13 protein-coding genes and 4 tRNA genes are annotated in these 18,119 nt (G+C 36.7%); 10 read left to right on the top strand and 7 right to left on the bottom strand.

The window, feature by feature from the left end; translation table 11 throughout:
* Nucleotides 1–52: 52 nt before the first annotated feature.
* The 7 genes from dnaQ (at nt 53) to ESZ36_RS00680 (ending at nt 5,282) form a co-directional block, all read left to right on the top strand.
* On the top strand, nt 53–823 hold the full coding sequence (gene dnaQ, locus ESZ36_RS00710; protein WP_146782136.1) for a DNA polymerase III subunit epsilon: 771 nt from the start codon (nt 53–55) through the stop codon (nt 821–823).
* Entirely contained in the window at nt 814–2,181 is a 1,368-nt protein-coding gene (locus ESZ36_RS00705) for a TIGR03503 family protein (RefSeq protein WP_146782133.1), read from the top strand. The genes dnaQ and ESZ36_RS00705 overlap by 10 nt, the downstream gene beginning before the upstream one ends.
* A gap of 181 nt (nt 2,182–2,362) precedes the next feature.
* A tRNA-Asp gene (locus ESZ36_RS00700) sits at nt 2,363–2,439 on the top strand.
* A 66-nt stretch (nt 2,440–2,505) separates the two neighbouring features.
* Nucleotides 2,506–2,582 (top strand) — tRNA-Asp (locus ESZ36_RS00695).
* A 66-nt stretch (nt 2,583–2,648) separates the two neighbouring features.
* A tRNA-Asp gene (locus tag ESZ36_RS00690) sits at nt 2,649–2,725 on the top strand.
* Nucleotides 2,726–2,841: 116 nt separating this feature from the next.
* Nucleotides 2,842–2,918, top strand: a tRNA-Asp gene (locus tag ESZ36_RS00685).
* Nucleotides 2,919–3,461: 543 nt separating this feature from the next.
* The gene (locus ESZ36_RS00680; RefSeq protein ID WP_146782130.1) at nt 3,462–5,282 is read left to right on the top strand and encodes an acyl-CoA dehydrogenase C-terminal domain-containing protein; all 1,821 of its coding nucleotides are present in this window, start codon (nt 3,462–3,464) and stop codon (nt 5,280–5,282) included.
* A 64-nt stretch (nt 5,283–5,346) separates the two neighbouring features.
* Here the strand turns inward: ESZ36_RS00680 and ESZ36_RS00675 are convergent, their stop codons facing one another.
* The gene (locus tag ESZ36_RS00675; protein ID WP_146782128.1) at nt 5,347–6,033 is read right to left on the bottom strand and encodes a TetR/AcrR family transcriptional regulator; all 687 of its coding nucleotides are present in this window, start codon (nt 6,031–6,033) and stop codon (nt 5,347–5,349) included.
* Between the two features lie 171 nt (nt 6,034–6,204).
* A complete protein-coding gene (gene fadE, locus ESZ36_RS00670; protein WP_146782125.1) occupies nt 6,205–8,634 on the bottom strand; it encodes an acyl-CoA dehydrogenase FadE in 2,430 nt (809 codons plus the stop codon).
* Nucleotides 8,635–8,802: 168 nt separating this feature from the next.
* Here fadE and ESZ36_RS00665 point away from each other — a divergent pair, with 168 nt between their 5' ends.
* On the top strand, nt 8,803–9,600 hold the full coding sequence (locus ESZ36_RS00665; RefSeq protein WP_146782122.1) for a class II glutamine amidotransferase: 798 nt from the start codon (nt 8,803–8,805) through the stop codon (nt 9,598–9,600).
* A gap of 15 nt (nt 9,601–9,615) precedes the next feature.
* Here ESZ36_RS00665 and ESZ36_RS22700 read toward each other — a convergent pair whose 3' ends face one another.
* From ESZ36_RS22700 to ESZ36_RS00645, 4 genes are all read right to left on the bottom strand, one after another.
* Complete coding sequence (locus ESZ36_RS22700; protein ID WP_146782119.1) at nt 9,616–9,828, bottom strand: hypothetical protein; 213 nt, start codon at nt 9,826–9,828, stop codon at nt 9,616–9,618.
* An 81-nt stretch (nt 9,829–9,909) separates the two neighbouring features.
* Nucleotides 9,910–10,815, bottom strand: coding sequence for a 23S rRNA (adenine(1618)-N(6))-methyltransferase RlmF (gene rlmF / locus ESZ36_RS00655; RefSeq protein ID WP_146782116.1), 906 nt, complete (start codon nt 10,813–10,815; stop codon nt 9,910–9,912).
* Between the two features lie 44 nt (nt 10,816–10,859).
* Nucleotides 10,860–11,342: a DUF2947 domain-containing protein gene (locus ESZ36_RS00650; protein ID WP_146782113.1), complete on the bottom strand. Its 483-nt coding sequence runs from the start codon at nt 11,340–11,342 to the stop codon at nt 10,860–10,862.
* A 135-nt stretch (nt 11,343–11,477) separates the two neighbouring features.
* Nucleotides 11,478–11,837: a hypothetical protein gene (locus ESZ36_RS00645; RefSeq protein WP_146782110.1), complete on the bottom strand. Its 360-nt coding sequence runs from the start codon at nt 11,835–11,837 to the stop codon at nt 11,478–11,480.
* A gap of 405 nt (nt 11,838–12,242) precedes the next feature.
* Between ESZ36_RS00645 and ESZ36_RS00640 the strand changes: the two genes are divergently transcribed.
* On the top strand, nt 12,243–13,301 hold the full coding sequence (locus ESZ36_RS00640) for a tetratricopeptide repeat protein (protein ID WP_146782107.1): 1,059 nt from the start codon (nt 12,243–12,245) through the stop codon (nt 13,299–13,301).
* Between the two features lie 96 nt (nt 13,302–13,397).
* Here the strand turns inward: ESZ36_RS00640 and dinG are convergent, their stop codons facing one another.
* Entirely contained in the window at nt 13,398–15,536 is a 2,139-nt protein-coding gene (gene dinG, locus ESZ36_RS00635; RefSeq protein WP_146782104.1) for an ATP-dependent DNA helicase DinG, read from the bottom strand.
* A 90-nt stretch (nt 15,537–15,626) separates the two neighbouring features.
* Here dinG and ESZ36_RS00630 point away from each other — a divergent pair, with 90 nt between their 5' ends.
* A complete protein-coding gene (locus tag ESZ36_RS00630) occupies nt 15,627–18,083 on the top strand; it encodes a DNA polymerase II (protein WP_146783232.1) in 2,457 nt (818 codons plus the stop codon).
* Nucleotides 18,084–18,119: the final 36 nt, after the last annotated feature.

Genomic DNA, 18,119 nt, shown 5'->3' with positions numbered 1-18,119 from the left:
GCTCATCAAATAAAAATTTAATCGTGACTAATATTACAGAAAAGGCTCGTCAGTGAATAATATAACCGATACTCAAAATTCAGAGAAAGACAAAAGATTAATCATTTTAGATACAGAAACTACAGGTATCAATCCCAGAGAAGGGCATCGAATTGTAGAGATTGGCTGTGTCGAAATGATAAATCGTCAACTAACTGGACGAACCTATCACGCCTATATCAAACCACTTGATCAACGTGGTCAAGTATTTGTAATGGATCAAGAAGTTATTAATATTCATGGTTTAACTAATGAATTTCTTAATGACAAGCCTATTTTTTCTCAAGTTGTTCATGAGTTCATTGATTTCATTCGTGGTGCAGATCTGGTTATACATAATTCCAAGTTTGATGTTGGTTTTATGGACCATGAGTTTTCTTTGTTTAATTCAATGGGACGAAGCCAAGATAAAGTCCCTATGACAGAAGATATCTGTACCATTACCGATACCTTGAAAGTATCAAAAGATGAATTGGGCTCTCCAAAAACTTTAGATTACTTAGCGAGATTTTACCGAGTAGACAAGTTAGTAGACCGTACCTATCACGGGGCCTTGATAGATGCGCAATTATTGGCATATGTCTATATTGAAATGACGCGTAAGCAATCAAGTTTCAATTTGTCGGCTGGTGAGGGCGGTAATGCAGATGCTAATGCAATTAGAAGAGTATCCTCGGCTAGGAATAAATTAAAGATTATTGCTGCTTCGGCCGATGAATTAGAAGCACATACAGAGCGAGTAGCTGTAATCGGTAAAAAAGGAGGGGACCCACTTTGGAAATAAATAAGCATCATTGTTTTAACTTACCATTAATTAAAGCATCAAAGCTGATTGTTTTTATGTTGACGTTTATTACTGCATTTAATGCTTGGGCATTTGTTAATAGTGATGTAGAAAGTAAGACTGAAAATAATAAGCTTAATAAAACTACCGTTGAATATTATCAAAAAGATAATATAACTAATCAAATACCGTATTTTGATAACCGTTTTCGTCTTGATGCAGATTTAGAAGAAATAACGTTAATATTTTATCGTAAAAGCGGCAGTACTCCCATTATTCTCATCAGACCTGATGGTAGTAAAATCAGGGTTAATCAATTTGATCATGAAAAAGTACAATGGTTTGATGACAGTACTTTTGACATGATTAAGATTAAAAAGCCTATGCCGGGTCCTTGGCAAGCAGTAGGAGATATTTTACCTAATAGTCAGATATTAGTAATCTCAGATGTAAAAATTGCAGTCGAGCCTTTACCTGATATAGCATTTTCGGGTGAGACACTAAAAGTTGAAGGTAAACTGTTCAATGGCAATGATGCGATAGAAAGTCCATATTTTAAAAATGTTGTCAAACTAGATGTTAACTTTTACAGCACCAATAATTCAAATCACGAAAATTTTGGCGCTGATGCTATTAAAGTCACTTCTTTTCGTGATGATGGTCATGGCTTAGACGAATATGCCAACGACAATACCTTTACGGGGGAATTTATCCTAGATTTTGCCCCAGGAGAGTGGCAGCCCGTTTACTTGGTAAAACTGCCGATGACAACGCGTGAACTGAGACAGACACCAATCTTATTACATAAGATACCGGTTGAACTCAGTGTTGTTAAATCTGAAGACCCGGACAAACCTCATCAATTGCTCTTAGCTATAGATCCTAGTCATGTAGACCCTAACAGTCTTGTGTTCCAAGGCAAGTTGACCTTTCCAGACAGGCAAACTAAACCTTTTTCTATTATGGAAGAAAGTGGGGAAAGTAGAACTACCACTATTACTAATACAGAGCCTGGTATATATCGAGTAAATGTCAGTGCCTTTGGTAAAACCATTTCAGGACGAGAGTTTCGTCTAGTAGTACCAGAATTCAGTTTTAATGTAGAAGAAAATAATTACCTGCTTAATACCGCTGGTGACGTGAATGCTGATGGAACAGTTACAATAAATGAAACTGCCGATGAATTACGTGTTAAAGCAGAACAAGAACGCGAAGAGGCTATGTTGGTACAACAACAAGCACAAGATGCAGAAGATAAAGAAACTATTATAATTATCGCCGCTGGTAATAGTGTCATTATCCTAATTGCTGTTGTTTTGTTTTTTACTTTACGGCGCAAAAAAACAAAAAGTAAATAAATTTATAACTATATGCAAATATATTGAGCAAAACGATGAAAATAAGCTTGGATTTTCATCGTATTGCTCGTCAAATGTTCAAGCAGTGATTTATATTAAAAAAGTGGTTGACTGCGCCGCGTCATAACCGTATTATCTCGCCGCATTCAACGACATGTTGTTGATGTAGACAAAAGATCGTGGAGTGGTAGTTCAGTTGGTTAGAATACCGGCCTGTCACGCCGGGGGTCGCGGGTTCGAGTCCCGTCCACTCCGCCAATTTTGTTAAAATCATCATAATTGATGCGAAGAGAGCTTCGTTAAAAACTCAAAATGAAATACAGCGGAGTGGTAGTTCAGTTGGTTAGAATACCGGCCTGTCACGCCGGGGGTCGCGGGTTCGAGTCCCGTCCACTCCGCCAATTTTGTTAAAATCATCATAGTTGATGCGAAGAGAGCTTCGATAAAAACTCAAAACGAAATACAGCGGAGTGGTAGTTCAGTTGGTTAGAATACCGGCCTGTCACGCCGGGGGTCGCGGGTTCGAGTCCCGTCCACTCCGCCAATTTTGTTAAAATCATCATAGTTGATGCAGGTTGTAAGTCCTGCTAAAATTTACGTAGTAAAAGGTTATAATTATTGAACGACGTTCAGTTAATATGACTTGTAAACAAAGATCGCGGAGTGGTAGTTCAGTTGGTTAGAATACCGGCCTGTCACGCCGGGGGTCGCGGGTTCGAGTCCCGTCCACTCCGCCAACTTTGTTCAAATATATGAATATTTCATCTTAAATATTATCTTCAATACTTTATCAATCCACTTGATATAACCTCTCTATTTATTTCCCTTAAAATTATTTTATTTAAAACCTTAAAACCTTTTAGCTATATAAAATTGAAACTAAGCCACACTCTGTTTTACTGAATACTCTACTGTCATATCTAATGCCACCTTTCTCTTTATCAATCGCCTCGTATTTCAAAGCTGATTCTTGTCGAATTCTGTGAGTTTAATTAACTAACTTAATTTTTTACTTTCTCTTAAAGTTAAAAAATAAGTATATTGCGATCTGATCAAACAACTCCCATTAAACTAAAACTCTTGAATTAATGGCCATTTACTTATGATCTACAGTAATAAAGTATCTTTAATCTATTAAAAAACACTAATGATATTTATTTATTTTTAATATATTCAACGACTTAAATAAAAACACAAAAAACGCTTGAATTAGTGGTATGACCAGTGCTTTAATCTACTTATATAATTATAAGTAGAACATTAAAGTTGTGGAGTAAACAATGCTAAGTTATAAAGCACCGATAGCCGATATTAAATTTTTGATTGAAGATGTTTTCAATTATTACGATCATTATAAAAAACATGAAGAATTTGAAGAAGCCACTCCTGATTTAGTTGATGCAATTCTACAAGAGTGTGCAAAATTCTGTGAAAATGAACTACTGCCTTTATACCAAAGTGGTGATAAAGAGGGATGTACGTTTGATAATGGCAAAGTAATAACACCAAAAGGCTTTAAAGAAGCTTATCAACAATATGTTGACGGTGGTTGGTCTGCATTATCACATCCCTTAGAACATGGCGGCCAAGGGTTACCACCTTCATTAGGACTGGTTCAATCAGAAATGACAGGTACAGCCAACTGGTCTTGGGCAATGTACCCAGGCTTAAGTCATGGTGCAATGAATACCATTGATACCCACGGAAACGAAAAGCAAAAAGAGCTGTATTTAACGCGCTTAATTGAGGGTACTTGGACTGGTACAATGTGTTTAACTGAACCTCAATGTGGTACTGATTTGGGGCAGGTTACCACGAAGGCAGAGCCAAACGGCGACGGTACTTATAATATCACCGGAACGAAAATATTTATTTCTGCGGGTGAGCATGACTTAACAGATAATATTATCCATATTGTACTCGCAAGATTACCTGATGCACCCAAGGGTACTCGTGGTATTTCATTATTTATTGTACCGAAGGTAAAAGCTAGTCAAGACGGTACGTTAGGTGATAGAAACAATGTTGTCTGTGGTTCAATAGAAGACAAAATGGGTATTAAAGCGTCTGCAACAGCGGTGCTTAATTTTGACAATGCCGTAGGTGAGCTTATAGGCCCTGAAAATAAAGGTTTAGAATGTATGTTCACCTTTATGAATACCGCACGTCTTGGTACAGCGTTACAAGGTGTTTGTTCATCAGAACTTGCTTTCCAAAACTCATTGATTTATGCGAAAGAGCGTTTATCTATGCGTTCTTTAACGGGTAAAAAACATCCTGAAAAAGTTGCGGATCCAATTATTGTTCATCCAGATGTACGTAAAATGCTGATGACACAGAAAGCGATTTCAGAAGGCGGTAGGGCGATGATTTATTACACCGCCAAAATCGTTGATGATATATCTATGGCAAAAACAGAAGAAGAGCGTCAAGCTGCAGATGATCGTTTAGGTTTTATAACACCGATATTAAAAGCTTTTCTAACTGAACTTGGCTCTGAAAGTGCTAATCATGGTTTACAAATATTTGGTGGTCATGGTTACATAAAAGAATGGGGCATGGAGCAAATAGTGCGAGATGTAAGAATCTCTACACTTTATGAAGGTACTACCGGAATACAAGCACTAGATTTATTAGGCCGAAAGATATTAATGACGCGTGGTAAGTCTTTAAATGAATTCTCTAAAGAAGTACTCGGTTTTTGTAAAAATAATAGTTTAATTTCGAATAATCCGCATAAACGTCAAATGAATCGCTTTATTTGGCCGTTAAGTAAGTCTATTGCTAATTGGCAACAGTACTCAGTACGTCTAGGTCTTAAAGCTAAGTCGGATAGAGATGTTGTTGGCTCAGCTTCTGTGGACTTCCTAATGTACTCTGGTTATGTCGTTATGGCTTATTTTTGGGCACAAATGGCACAATCTGCCTATGAAAAATTAGCTGGGGATGTCGAAAATCGTGACTTCTATCGTGCGAAAATTAAAACAGCTGAGTTTTATTTTGAACGTATGTTACCTAGAACAAAATCTTTAGCAAAAACTATGATGGCTGATCCAAAAAGCTTAATGCAACTGGATCAAGAGCTAATGTCTTTTCTTTAATATTAAAGAAAACTAGTAAGCGTTAATATAAAAAATGCACGGTTTTAACCGTGCATTTTTGTTTTTATTTTACCGACATAACCCAAGCAATAATTCTGCGTGTTGTTTGTTCAATTAACTCACTATCTATACTTATTTGCTTTGTGAGCTGACCATATTGAAGTTGAGAGAATACGGTATACATTATTTTAGCATCAAGCTGAGGGTTAATTTTGTTGAAGAATTGGCATAGTTGCTCGTAAGGTAATAGTTGTACTGATTCATGCTCATGAACAAGTACACGTAATACCGGCGTTACTTGAATCTCGGTCAGCATCAATTGCTCTACAGCCAATGAAATAGCTTGATGTTTAATATTTTCGATTAAATGTTCACAGGCCATTTTACTTAATTTTAAGCACAATTTTTCTTTCACTATCGTTTTTCTTAACTCACTTTTTTCTATGTCGGTGAGCACTATAAATGCAGCTTCTAAGAAAGTATCTGTACGGGATAAAATACGTTCGGAGTTTAACCTAAAAGCGTGATGAATAAGCTCTTGAATATCTTTAAAATAATAGGTCGTTAATGATAATTGTAAGTCAGCGTGGCTGGCAATGGCACGATGGGTAGTACCTTTAATGCCATTGAGCGCTAAAACTTCAATTGCCGCGATAAGGATCTTCTCACGGGTTATTTCGCCTTTGGAAAAGCGTTTTATTGGTAATTCATTTTCAGCCAGTTTTTGGGTGTTTATGTCTACTACGGGCATCTTGTACTCTATTTCATTATTATACTGTTAACCTAATCGTAACATCTTATTAACTAATGATGATAATGATAATGAAAATGAATTTATTTGCCTTTAGCACTAAATAAGTTAATTAGTGTAAAGGCAAGAATGTCACCTAATTAATTGTAAGGGCTCTCTACAGTGATAAAGCTATGCACTACTTGAGGATGCCGTCATATCCTTATTATCAAAATCATCAACGGCAATCACCCACTGACGACCAACCTCGGCAGTGGTTAATAACTCAGCCTCTGCTTTTGAAATGATATTATTACTAAGACCTAGTTCTGCTACTATATCGAGATGATAAAAAGGTAGTTTTTGATTTAATTTCAAACAAATTTTTTCATAAATTGGCTCGCAATTAATGATGTCTTCAAGTACTTGTTCTAATTTACCAAAAATATTATTGCCATCGCGAGTTAAGTACTGTCCTTGTCCTAAACGAGTACGGGTAGCACAAGGGGTTTGTAATAATTGTGCTACTTTATGTGATGTTTCATCGTTAGGTTTTTTTAACCAAGTTCCTAGAGGGAAGATGATCACGCGTAATACTTTTCCTACAATTTTGTTAGGAAAATTACTAATCAATTCATCAATAGCATGTTGAATATTGTAAAGGCAATCCTCAACGGCCCATTGTACTAGCGGAAAATCAGTAGTATTTCTACCTTCATCATTATAACGCTTCAAGGTCGCGCTGGCTAAGTACAGCTGACTTAGCACATCGCCTAACCTTGCTGAAATTCGCTCTTTACGTTTTAAATCTGCACCAAGTGATAACATAGAAATATCTGAAAGCATGGCTAGGTTGGCACTAAAGCGCGTGAGTAATTGATAATATCGTCGAGTCTCATCATCATATGGACTGCCTAAGAAACGTGAACCAGTAATTGAGCACCATAAACTACGGCTCATATTACTGATGCTAAAACCTATATGACCAAAAAGGGCATGGTCAAAATCATTGAGCGCTTGTTCATTATCGCTATTATTTGCTGCTTCTAACTCTGCTAATACGTACGGATGGCAACGGATGGCGCCTTGGCCATAAATTATCATACTGCGGGTAAGAATATTGGCACCTTCAACTGTCACGGCAATAGGCGCACCTTGGTAACCACGCGCTAGATAATTATTCGGTCCCATGCAGATGCCTTTCCCACCATGAATATCCATCGCATCAATAATCGAAGAGCGCATTTTTTCGGTGAGATGGTATTTAGCGATGGCTGATATGACAGAAGGTTTTTCCCCCAAGTCGATTGCACCTGTAGACATAGTTGTGACAGCGTCCATTAAATAGGCATTAGCACCGATACGGGCAAGTGGCTCTTCGATACCCTCCATTTTACCTATTGGCATCTTAAATTGGCGTCTTATACGGCTATATGCACCTGTAGCTAATGCTGCAGTTTTGACACCACCAGTGCTATTTGAAGGTAATGTGATCGCGCGTCCAACAGATAAACACTCTACTAACATCCGCCAACCTTGGCCGGCCATATCAGGACCACCAATAATAAAATCTAACGGTACAAAAACGTCATTACCCTGCGTGGGGCCATTTTGAAAAGGAATGTTTAGGGGAAAATGCCTGCGGCCAATGGTAATACCGGATAAATCTGTTGGAATAAGAGCACAAGTAATACCTAAGTCTTCTTGCTCAGAGAGAAGATTATCGGGGTCTTGTAATTTAAAGGCTAATCCTAACACAGTAGCAATAGGGGCAAGGGTGATGTAACGTTTATCCCATGTCAGTTTCATCCCTAATACATCTTCACCCTTAAATTGTCCATGACATATAACACCATAATCAGGGATAGATCCTGCGTCGGATCCTGCCTCTGGACTTGTTAGCGCAAAACAAGGTATTTCTTCACCTTTGGCTAGGCGAGGTAAGTAATAATCCTGTTGTTCTTTGGTACCATATTCTTGTAATAATTCACCAGGACCTAATGAATTTGGCACACCAACGGTACTGGCTAAAACAGAGCTTACGCCAGTTAGTTTTTGTAATACTCGAGATTGGGCATAAGCTGAAAATTCTAATCCTCCATATTGCTTTTTAATGATCATGGCAAAAAATTTGTTTTCTTTTAAAAATTGCCATATTTCTGGTGGAAGATCAGCTATTTCATGCGTAATATGCCAATCATTAACCATGGCACAAACTTGTTCGACAGGTCCATCTAAGAATGCTTTTTCTTGAGAACTTAATCTAGGACGAGGGTAATTGTGAAGTTTCTGCCAGTCAGGATCACCACGAAATAAATCAGCATCGAACCAAGTGGTACCAGCATCGATAGCTTCTTGTTCTGTTGAAGACATTTTCGGCATTATTTTTTTAAAAATAGCCAATAAAGGCATACTAATAAACTGCTGACGAATAGTATCAATATTTATCGGCAAGGCTATGACAGCAAAAAGTAACCAAGAAACTATGCCAATGATGTTAAATAAAGACCCTAACGCCATTAGAGCGGCAAAACATAAGGTAAAACTTGATAATGATGCCCTCGTATAGCTCATAAACCAAGTTAGAGATAGTGCGGCAAATAACCAAATAATAATATCCACAAGGATTTCCTTTTAGTGTATGTTTTTATGTGAAGAGAAATGAGAGAAAAAGTATTTGAATTTAAAATAATTTTTAGTCAATGATATACTCTATTTATAGAATAAATTGTAGGTTTAGCCAAGCACATTCTACTTTATAAGTGCTTGGTTGTTTTAAGAGGTTAAAAAATGTGTGAATTGTTAGCGATGAGTGCCAATGTACCAACTGATATCTGTTTCAGCTTTAGTGGTTTAATGCAACGTGGTGGAAATACTGGGCCTCACAGAGATGGCTGGGGTGTAACGTTTTATGAAGGTAAGGGCTGTCGTAGCTTTAAAGACCCTAAGCCAAGTGCGCAATCTCCAATTGCCGAGCTTGTTACTAAATACCCGATGAAAAGTGAAGCGGTGATTTGTCATATTCGACAAGCTAATTCAGGTAAGGTTTGTCTTGAAAATACTCATCCATTTGTCAGACAAATGTGGGGAAGAAACTGGACTTATGCACATAATGGTCAATTAAAAGACTTTGAGAAAAAGCTGCCCATTGAATTTCATTTACCTATTGGTACAACCGATAGCGAACATGCTTTTTGTTGGATACTTGACCAATTGCACCTTGAGTTTGGCGCCAAACAAGTTGATGCTAAACTACTGTTTGATTTTATTGCTTCACTGGCGGCAAAAATAGATAAGCTCGGCGTTGCGAATATCATTATCACTGATGGAGAATATTTATTCGCATATTGCTCAAATAACTTACATTGGCTTACTCGCAGAGCACCTTTTGGTCAAGCAAGTCTTATTGATGCTGAAATGGCAGTCGATTTTCAAAAAGAAACCACCAGCAATGATGTTGTTACTGTGATTGCGACCAAACCACTGACGGATAATGAAACTTGGCACAAGATGTCAGCAGGACAATGGCAATTATTTTGTTTAGGAAAACTGGTTGCTGGTGATATTATTTGCCAAGAAAAAGCTTAACGAATAAAAAGAATGCTACGCAAATATAGGGTCTGTTGATCTTTCGAGATTGTTTTTGCAGTGATTTGTTGGGTATTTATACAAGGCAGAGCCTTTGTAATGTGGTTGTTCCACATAAAAAGGCAATAACGACGTAAAAATGTCCAACAAACGCTGTCTGAAGGATTCGGCTAAAAGCGTCTTACTCTTTGTTGAGTAGAATTTGCTTAGAATGACTAGGCTACACACTACTCGCCGCGATTAAGACGCTTTTATCTCGAACAAAATTTAACCGCGAAAGATCAACAGACCCTAATGTTTAGCATTCTTTTAATTAATGTCATAAAAGCTCCAAGCGATAAAACGGCTTATCTTCTGCCCTTGAGCCATATCAATGACCTTAATTTGCTTAGCATCAGACTTCTTTAAGCTAAGTTTAAGCTTGGACAAATGATCTTTCTTCGAGACCAAACAGGTAAACCAAAGTACTTGTTTTTGAAAAGTTTTGCTCTCTTTAATCATTTTTCCAATGAAAGTTAGCTCTCCGCCAGGACACCAAAGTTCAGCTTTTTGCCCACCAAAATTGAGTGTTTTTTCCTGATTTTTTGAAGAATTAATACCTTTATTTAAATTCTTTAGCTTTCGCGTCGTACCTTTACTGGCTTCAGCCAAAGAACTATGAAAGGGAGGATTACATACGGTTAAATGATAAAACTCATTTTCAGCTATTATGCCGTTGAATATATGATTACTGTTAGGCTGTAGTCGACAGTTAATATTTCTATCTAATGATTTATCAGATGAAATGATGTGTTTTGCTACTTTAATTGAAATAGGATCCACATCTGAGGCGACAAAGTGCCAGTCATATTCTCTTTGACCTAAAATAGGGTAAATACAACTTGCCCCAGTACCTATATCTAACACGTTGATACGTGTTTTATCAGGTAGTAACGCCTTGGGTGTTACAACTAACAAATCGTGAAGATGGTGTATATAATCGACTCTTCCGGGAATAGCGGGGCATAGATAACCATCCGGTATGTCCCAAAATTTCACATGGTACTCGCTTTTTAATAAAGACAAGTTAAGCGATTTTACTGCCAGGGGATTAGCAAAGTCGATTGTATCTTGATTATTATATTGATTTTTTATAATAAATTGTAATAAATCAGGGTGAGCTTTAACTAAAGCCGTAAAATTATACCCCTGTTTGTGGCGATTATTTTTATGCAAAGTAGAACCGTTGTAGTGAAAGGATTATTTAAATAGCAGCTTGTTTAATTACTATTTGGCTTTTGGCCAACTTTAAAAAAACCATTACTGGTAAATTGCACTGCTTGTTGGCGTTTCTTACCTAATAATATAGGGCCATCATCCATAAACAAAAAGTTTTTCCAGCATCGTTGGAATGTAAGCCAGCTTGTTTCAATAACGTTATCTCGAGAGCTACAGTAGTAAACAACTGTATTTTGATCCCAGTCTAAATGGCTTTCTATTAGCTGTGGAAGTGCCTGATCATTACTGTCCCAAATACCTTCCCACTTTCCTTGTTCTAACCAATTATTTTTATCTGAAGGCCAATCACCTTTTTTGAAAAAATCAGGATGATCTACCTGACGAGAAATAAAGGTGTCCCATAAAATATTTGCTCGTTCAATACTCATAGGTTTTATTTTAGCTAAATCATTTTCTGCAATGGGTAAACTTTTATGCTTGAAAATCCAGGCATTTTTTAAACTATCTAGCGGTAGGTAATTCATTAATATTGCTCTAAAAAGGAAACAGCTTAATTATACCCAGCAATAGCCAAATAAAAAAGCGATACATAACGTGACAGCAAAGGATAAAGCGTTATGAGGGATAAAAGGGAGTTAATTAATCAGTTTATTTCTTATTTATGATGACTGTTCAGTAATATTATTACTGCTGTTATTTGAAATTCTATAGGCATCGAACGCTGCGAGTACCCAGATGATTAATAGTATATAACCAATCGTCGTCAAATTAGGATTATCTAAAGCGCCATGATCAATTAAGGCTTGGCGAATGGCTGAAACTTGCATGGGTATTTCTCCTCGAATCATACTTTCTATCACTTGCTGAGTTTTATCATGTATATCTTTAACTAAGCCCAACAACAAGTATGCAAAACTAGCAATAAAACCAATCGCTATAGCATATTTCTTTAAAACTAAATGGCCAATTCCAGGGAAAACTAATAATGATAATAAGATAACTTTGGTGGTTTGTTTCATGTTTAATCGCAAATAAGACTATCGAAGTAAGTCGTATCTTATCCTGATAAGTTAAGCTAATACATACTAACCATAATTTTATAAAATAATGACACAGAGTTTTAGCTGTTAAATATGAATTCACGGCCAATAATCAAACGGTCGTTTTAATTTTAATGAAAACATGTATACTCGAATTGTTAAAATAAATAATATTTTGTCTAATGATTATTTAAAACAAAATTAGTTAGTTACGATTTGAATGAAAGTTATTACTATTGGGGTTCTTAGCTCATTGGTGCATAAAATCTACGTAAAAAAGAGATATGTTAAATCCTAGTAACATAAAATTAACGCTTGTTTAATTTTTGTTCAAATGGTAATTTTTAAAAATAATAATAAAAATAAGAATAAAAAGGATCAGTAATGCCACAAGCTGCCATTCGCCAGGATGATGAAGATGAACATCTGCCCGAAGAAAAAGTTGGTCAAAAAACTATATCACTCGCGGGATCTGAAGAAGCATTAGCGAGTGTGAATTCTCCTATCGTCGCAGATAAACAAGAAGAACCCTATTACCATTACACAGTCGATACCAAGGACCCCGATCCTTGGTTGATTGTGCACAGAGTCAAAATCATTATTTTTGTTATTTTGGCTGCTGCAGCAGTAGCAGGTAGCATTTTTTATAAAGACCTCAAATTAAGTGAACAAACGAATGCAATGGTCGCTGAACCACAGCTAAATGATCTTTATTATGTTGATTTCCGTGTCATTAAAGATAATCTTCGGCCAACCGAAAAATTCCGTATGGCGAAAGTTACAGATATTACTGGGAATGTGGTAACAATTAACTTTAGTAGTTATTTTTATCTTCAAGAACATGAACTAAATGAAGCTATTCGATATGCGCAGCTAAGGTTTGAAAAATTTTTCCAAGAGAAACGTCATAATTATACTAAGGCTGAATTACAAGCGTTAGTTGGATCAGGTGCAATTGTTTTAGCCCGTAGACCTGTAGGCAATATGCTTGATGGTAATGTTGTTGTTCCTGACTCTCACTTTAAATCTAGCTCTGTCTTTATTCCGGGTAAAAAAGAAAACTTTGCTGGTTTGGAGTATTTAAAGTTTGCTAAAGATGGCAATAAAGCGACACTGGCCTTAGAAAAATTTCAAAAATCTGCTGAATTAGGCTTTGCTCAAGGACAAGTGAGCCTTGCTCAAATGTACCTTAACGGTATTGCCGTAGAAAAAAATCTACAGAAGTCACTGGAATGGTTTAAGAAAGGTGCTCTACAAGCTTATGAACCAGCAATATTGAAGTATGCGATTGTTTGTCAGCAAGTTAGAAGTTGTGTAGTTAAAGACTTTTACCAAGAACTTGTACAAACAGGGGTAAATATTGAATTTACCAAGCAAGTCGACGTACGAGCCACGACAAAAGCATTTGAAAAAGCATTAGAAGAAGCTGAAGTTAAAACGTAACAATACTTTTAGTATTGATTAAAGGCTTAACATTTATTTTAAGCCTTTTTTATGTCCGAAGTATAAAAACTTAGCTTCAACTTAACTTCAACTCAGCTACTTTTCAAATACTCTGCTAAAGGGGGGAAGTGAATCGAGTAACTGTTTTCCATAACGCTTAGTCACTACGCGTTTATCCAACAAGGTAATAACCCCTTCATCCTTTTCATTTCGTAATAACCTTCCACATGCTTGTACCAATTTTTTTGATGTGTCTGGTACCGATAATGTCATAAATGGATTACCTCCCTTGGCAGTGACATATTCTGCTTGTGCTTGCTCAACAGGGGACGTAGGCACCGAAAAAGGTAATTTGGTAATGATTAAATTATTAAGGTAATCTCCAGGTAAATCGAGTCCCTCAGAGAAACTTTGAGTGCCAAAAATAATACTTTCTTTGTTGTCATCACATCGTTTTTTATGTAACGATATTATTTGTTGGCGCGATAATTCGCCTTGAACCATGATTTCAAGTTTATGTTCTTCTCTTAATGCCTCTGCAACCTTATTCATTTGCCAATAAGAAGAAAAGAGTACTAAACTTGCACTACCTTGCTTGAGATACTTTGGCAACTTTGTAATCACTTCATCCGTAAAGTCAGGAGCACTTGCTTCATTATCCATCTTTGCTATCACGAGTTGTGAATTATTTTGATAATCAAAAGGGGAGTCGACTTGTTGATATTGACTACCATCATTATTTTTTAAACCTACTTGAAAACGGAAGTGATCAAAGGAGTTTAATGCACGTAATGTAGCAGAGCAAAGTACAGCGCCTTCACACTGACTCCACAACATATTCTCTAGCGTAAAACCAACTTCAATGGGCGATGCACTTAATAAATAATCTTGACGTTTGAGGGTGGTTTTTTCCAACCAACGCGCCATGGGCGCACCTTTATCACTATCTGATTTGGCATACATAAACCAAAGTGCTTGAAGATTTTCTAAACGCTGAAGCATGAATCCAGCTTCTGCAAGCAATGGCTCAGCGACATACATTTGTGTATCGCCATCCTTTACCGCTTCAATAAGTCCGTTATAAAGTTTATTTAAATGTGATAACGATTTTTTACTCAGGCTTTGTAAATCTTCAGCCCAGTTTTTTAACGTTTGAGGAATGATGCCATTTTCAAAACGGTAGACTTGCTCATCATTTTTTGAATTTTTAGCAAAGTTACTACTTTGTGAAGATGATTCATTTTCCAAAAAATATACATTCGCATTAGCTTCAATGAAATTAAGCACTTTTTTCATTTCCACTAATAAATCTTGGCAATCATCACCCAACTTTAATGCGGGAGAAATAGCGTTTTTTGATTTAATCAACTTAGCCATTTTGTCGCCGGTATCTCTGAGCTTAGTTAACCATTCAATTGAACCCTTTAAGGTGATACTAGCACTTGAAAAATCACGAGTTACTTTAGGTAGATGGTGTGCTTCGTCAATAATATAAAAAGTATCCTCAGGTGCTGAGAGTATTTTACCGCCACCGAGCTCTAAATCGGCTAACAACAAACTATGATTTACTACTAATACATGAGCTTGGTCCATGGTTTCACGTGCTTTGTGAAATGGGCAGTGGGTATGTTCAGATAAGTTTTTTAAACAGCTATGCTTATCACTTTGAACTTGATGCCAAATATGCTGAGGTAAGTGTGTTTCCCAAGAATCTATATCGCCCAGCCAGCTTCCATCGAGTAATGCTTTATGCATTTTATTGAGGGTTCTAATATCTTTAGCATCTGGCTTTTCGGCAAAGGTAAATCCAGCTTGTGCAGGTTCATTACCAGAGCCTGTTGTAACAGCTTGCGTTAATTTTTGACGACAGACATAACGCTGTCTACCTTTTGCTAAGGTAAAGTCAAAATTAAGTCCGGCATATTTTTTGAGAAACGGTAAATCTTTATCAACTAATTGCTCTTGCAGTGCGACAGTAGCCGTTGAAATACAGACCTTTTTATCACGAGAAAGCGCAAGAGGAATGGCTCCAAGACAATAAGCCAGTGATTTACCTGTTCCGGTGCCGGCTTCAATGGTTATTATTTTTCTGTCTTTGCTGTATTCACCTGCTAAGGTCTTCGCAATTTCAGCGATAAGTAACGTTTGCTGCCTACGGGGATTGAAATGCGTTAAATTCTCGCCTATGGCTTTATATGCCTGACGAATTGCTTGTTTTAACTTATCAGATAACATTGTTGTTAGTTTCCAAAAAACAGGAGATCGGTTACACTGCTGTATATATTAACAGGTTTGGTCGTGTCGCACGAAAAATTTAACCATAAAATGACAAATTTTAAAACAGCAGGCATACAGAATGGTTTTTTATTGACCCGACAAGTGCAAGATAAACGCACTGGGTTAGCAATAACCTTATGGCTGAAGACTGATGCAGGACCCGTTAAGTTAGAAGTAACTAATGAATTAGCGGTATTCTTTGTAGAGTTAGAGCAACTAGATACGGCTAAATCAATCTTAGTAAACCAAAGGATATCGCTTGAAAAGCATCAAGTGTTATCGTTAAAAACCTTCACTCAACGAGATGTTGCTGCCTTGTATTTTACCAGTATGCGAAGCTTCTATCGTGCTAGAGATGCTTTAAAGTCTCGAAATATCAAATGTTATGAAGATGATATTCGTCCTGATGATCGTTTTTTAATGGAGCGCCATATTACTGCAGACATTGATTATCTGGGTAATCATCAGTTGTGCGGAAGCTACCAGATCACCAAACAAGCTAAATGTAAGGGAGCAGCAGTAAAGCAACAACATAATTTAACTATGCTTTCTATCGATATAGAGTGCTCTATGCAAGGTGAATTGTACTCTATTGGTTTGTATGCAAATAATAACCAGAAAACATTTAAACGAGTGTTAATGATTGGCGAACCCCAGCTAAATACTGAAAATTATATTCATTGGCAAACGGATGAAAAGCAGCTATTACAGCAATTTATTCGAGAAATTAACCTATTCGATGCCGATATACTTATTGGTTGGAATGTCATTAATTTTGATTTCATGCTTTTACAAAAACGATGTGACCTTCATGGTATTCCCTTTTCAATAGGCCGCGATAGTACATGCCCTTTCTGGCGAAAAAATGCCAACAATACCGATCAGAACTTTATCGAAATAGCGGGGCGTGTGGTTCTTGATGGTATCGATTTATTAAAAACCGCTACTTACAACTTTTCTCGCTTCTCATTAGATAATGTCGCCCATACTTTACTTGGTTTAGGAAAGAAGGTGGCGGATGTAGAAAATCGTGTACAGGAAATTACAGATAATTTTAATCATAACAAATCTGCATTAGCTGCATATAACCTTGAAGACTGTCGTCTAGTGTGGCTTATTTTTGAAAAAACTCAGTTACTTGATTTTGCTAAATTAAGAGCGCAACTTACTGGCTTATCCATTGATAGAGTAGGTGGCTCTGTTGCAGCCTTTACTAACCTTTATTTACCTAAATTACACCGAAGCGGTTATATAGCGCCCAATATGGGCGATGGTGAATCTGGCTTAGTGTCTCCCGGTGGATATGTCATGGACTCTAAACCGGGCTTATATAAAAATGTACTGGTACTTGATTTTAAATCACTGTATCCGAGTATTATTCGTACTTTTAAAATAGATCCTATGGGACTCATTGAAGGGCTTAAAGCGGTAAGTGAGCAAAAGTTAGTTCATGATAAATCCAAAAAATTAAGCGAAGATTGTTTTGATCATGTCATTAGTGGCTTTGATGGTGCTTACTTCTCCCGAACTGCGCATTTTTTACCTGATATTATCGAATCTCTTTGGTTAGAAAGAGATAAAGCAAAACTGCAAAAGAATGCCGCCTTATCCCAAGCTATCAAAATAATTATGAGTAGCTTTTATGGTGTTTTAGGTTCAACAGGCTGCCGTTTTTTAGATCCTAGGTTATCAGGGTCAATAACAAAAAGAAGTCATGAAATATTAAAGAAAACCAGTGTTTGGATTGAAAAGCTAGGGTATCAAGTCATTTATGGCGATACCGATTCTATTTTTGTTTCAATAGGTGCCGATAAAACTAAAACCCAGGCAAAGCAATTAGGTGCAGAGTTACGGTCATATATAAATGATAAGTGGCAAAATCGACTAAAGCGCGATTTTAACATTGAAAGTCAATTAGATATCGAATTTGAAACGCATTTCACTAAATTTTTGATGCCAACCATACGTGGACTTCATACGGTAAAAGATCAAAATAGTATTGGGACTAAAAAACGCTATGCAGGTGTTTCTGATGGTGAACTTGTATTTAAGGGCTTGGAAACTGTACGCAGTGACTGGACTGACTTAAGTAAAGATTTTCAGCAAGAGTTATACCGGCTGATATTTAATGATAAACCTATTGAGGGTTACATTAAAAAGATAGTTGATGAATTAAAGCAAGGGCTTCATGATGATAAGCTAATATATAAGAAAAAAATCAGACGAAAACTAAGTGATTATGTAAATACCCCGCCTCACATCAAAGCAGCATTATTGGCCAATCAAAAGCTTAAAGAGCTTGGCGATAAGCCAACATATAAACACCGCAGTTTAATTCGATATGTTATTACCCTTGATGGGGTTCAACCATTAGAATTTAATACCAGCGTGCTTGATTATGATTTTTATGTAGAGAAGCAACTCAAACCGATAGCGGATGATATATTACCTTTTATTGGTAAAGATTTTGAATCGATTGCTGGCGATCAGATGGGACTCTTTTAAATAGTCACTAAACGATAACTTTGTAATTCATATTAA

Origin of the sequence: Colwellia demingiae, assembly GCF_007954275.1 — a bacterium.
In the GTDB taxonomy this organism is placed as follows: domain Bacteria; phylum Pseudomonadota; class Gammaproteobacteria; order Enterobacterales; family Alteromonadaceae; genus Colwellia; species Colwellia demingiae.
This window is presented reverse-complemented; position numbering and strand designations above follow the sequence as displayed.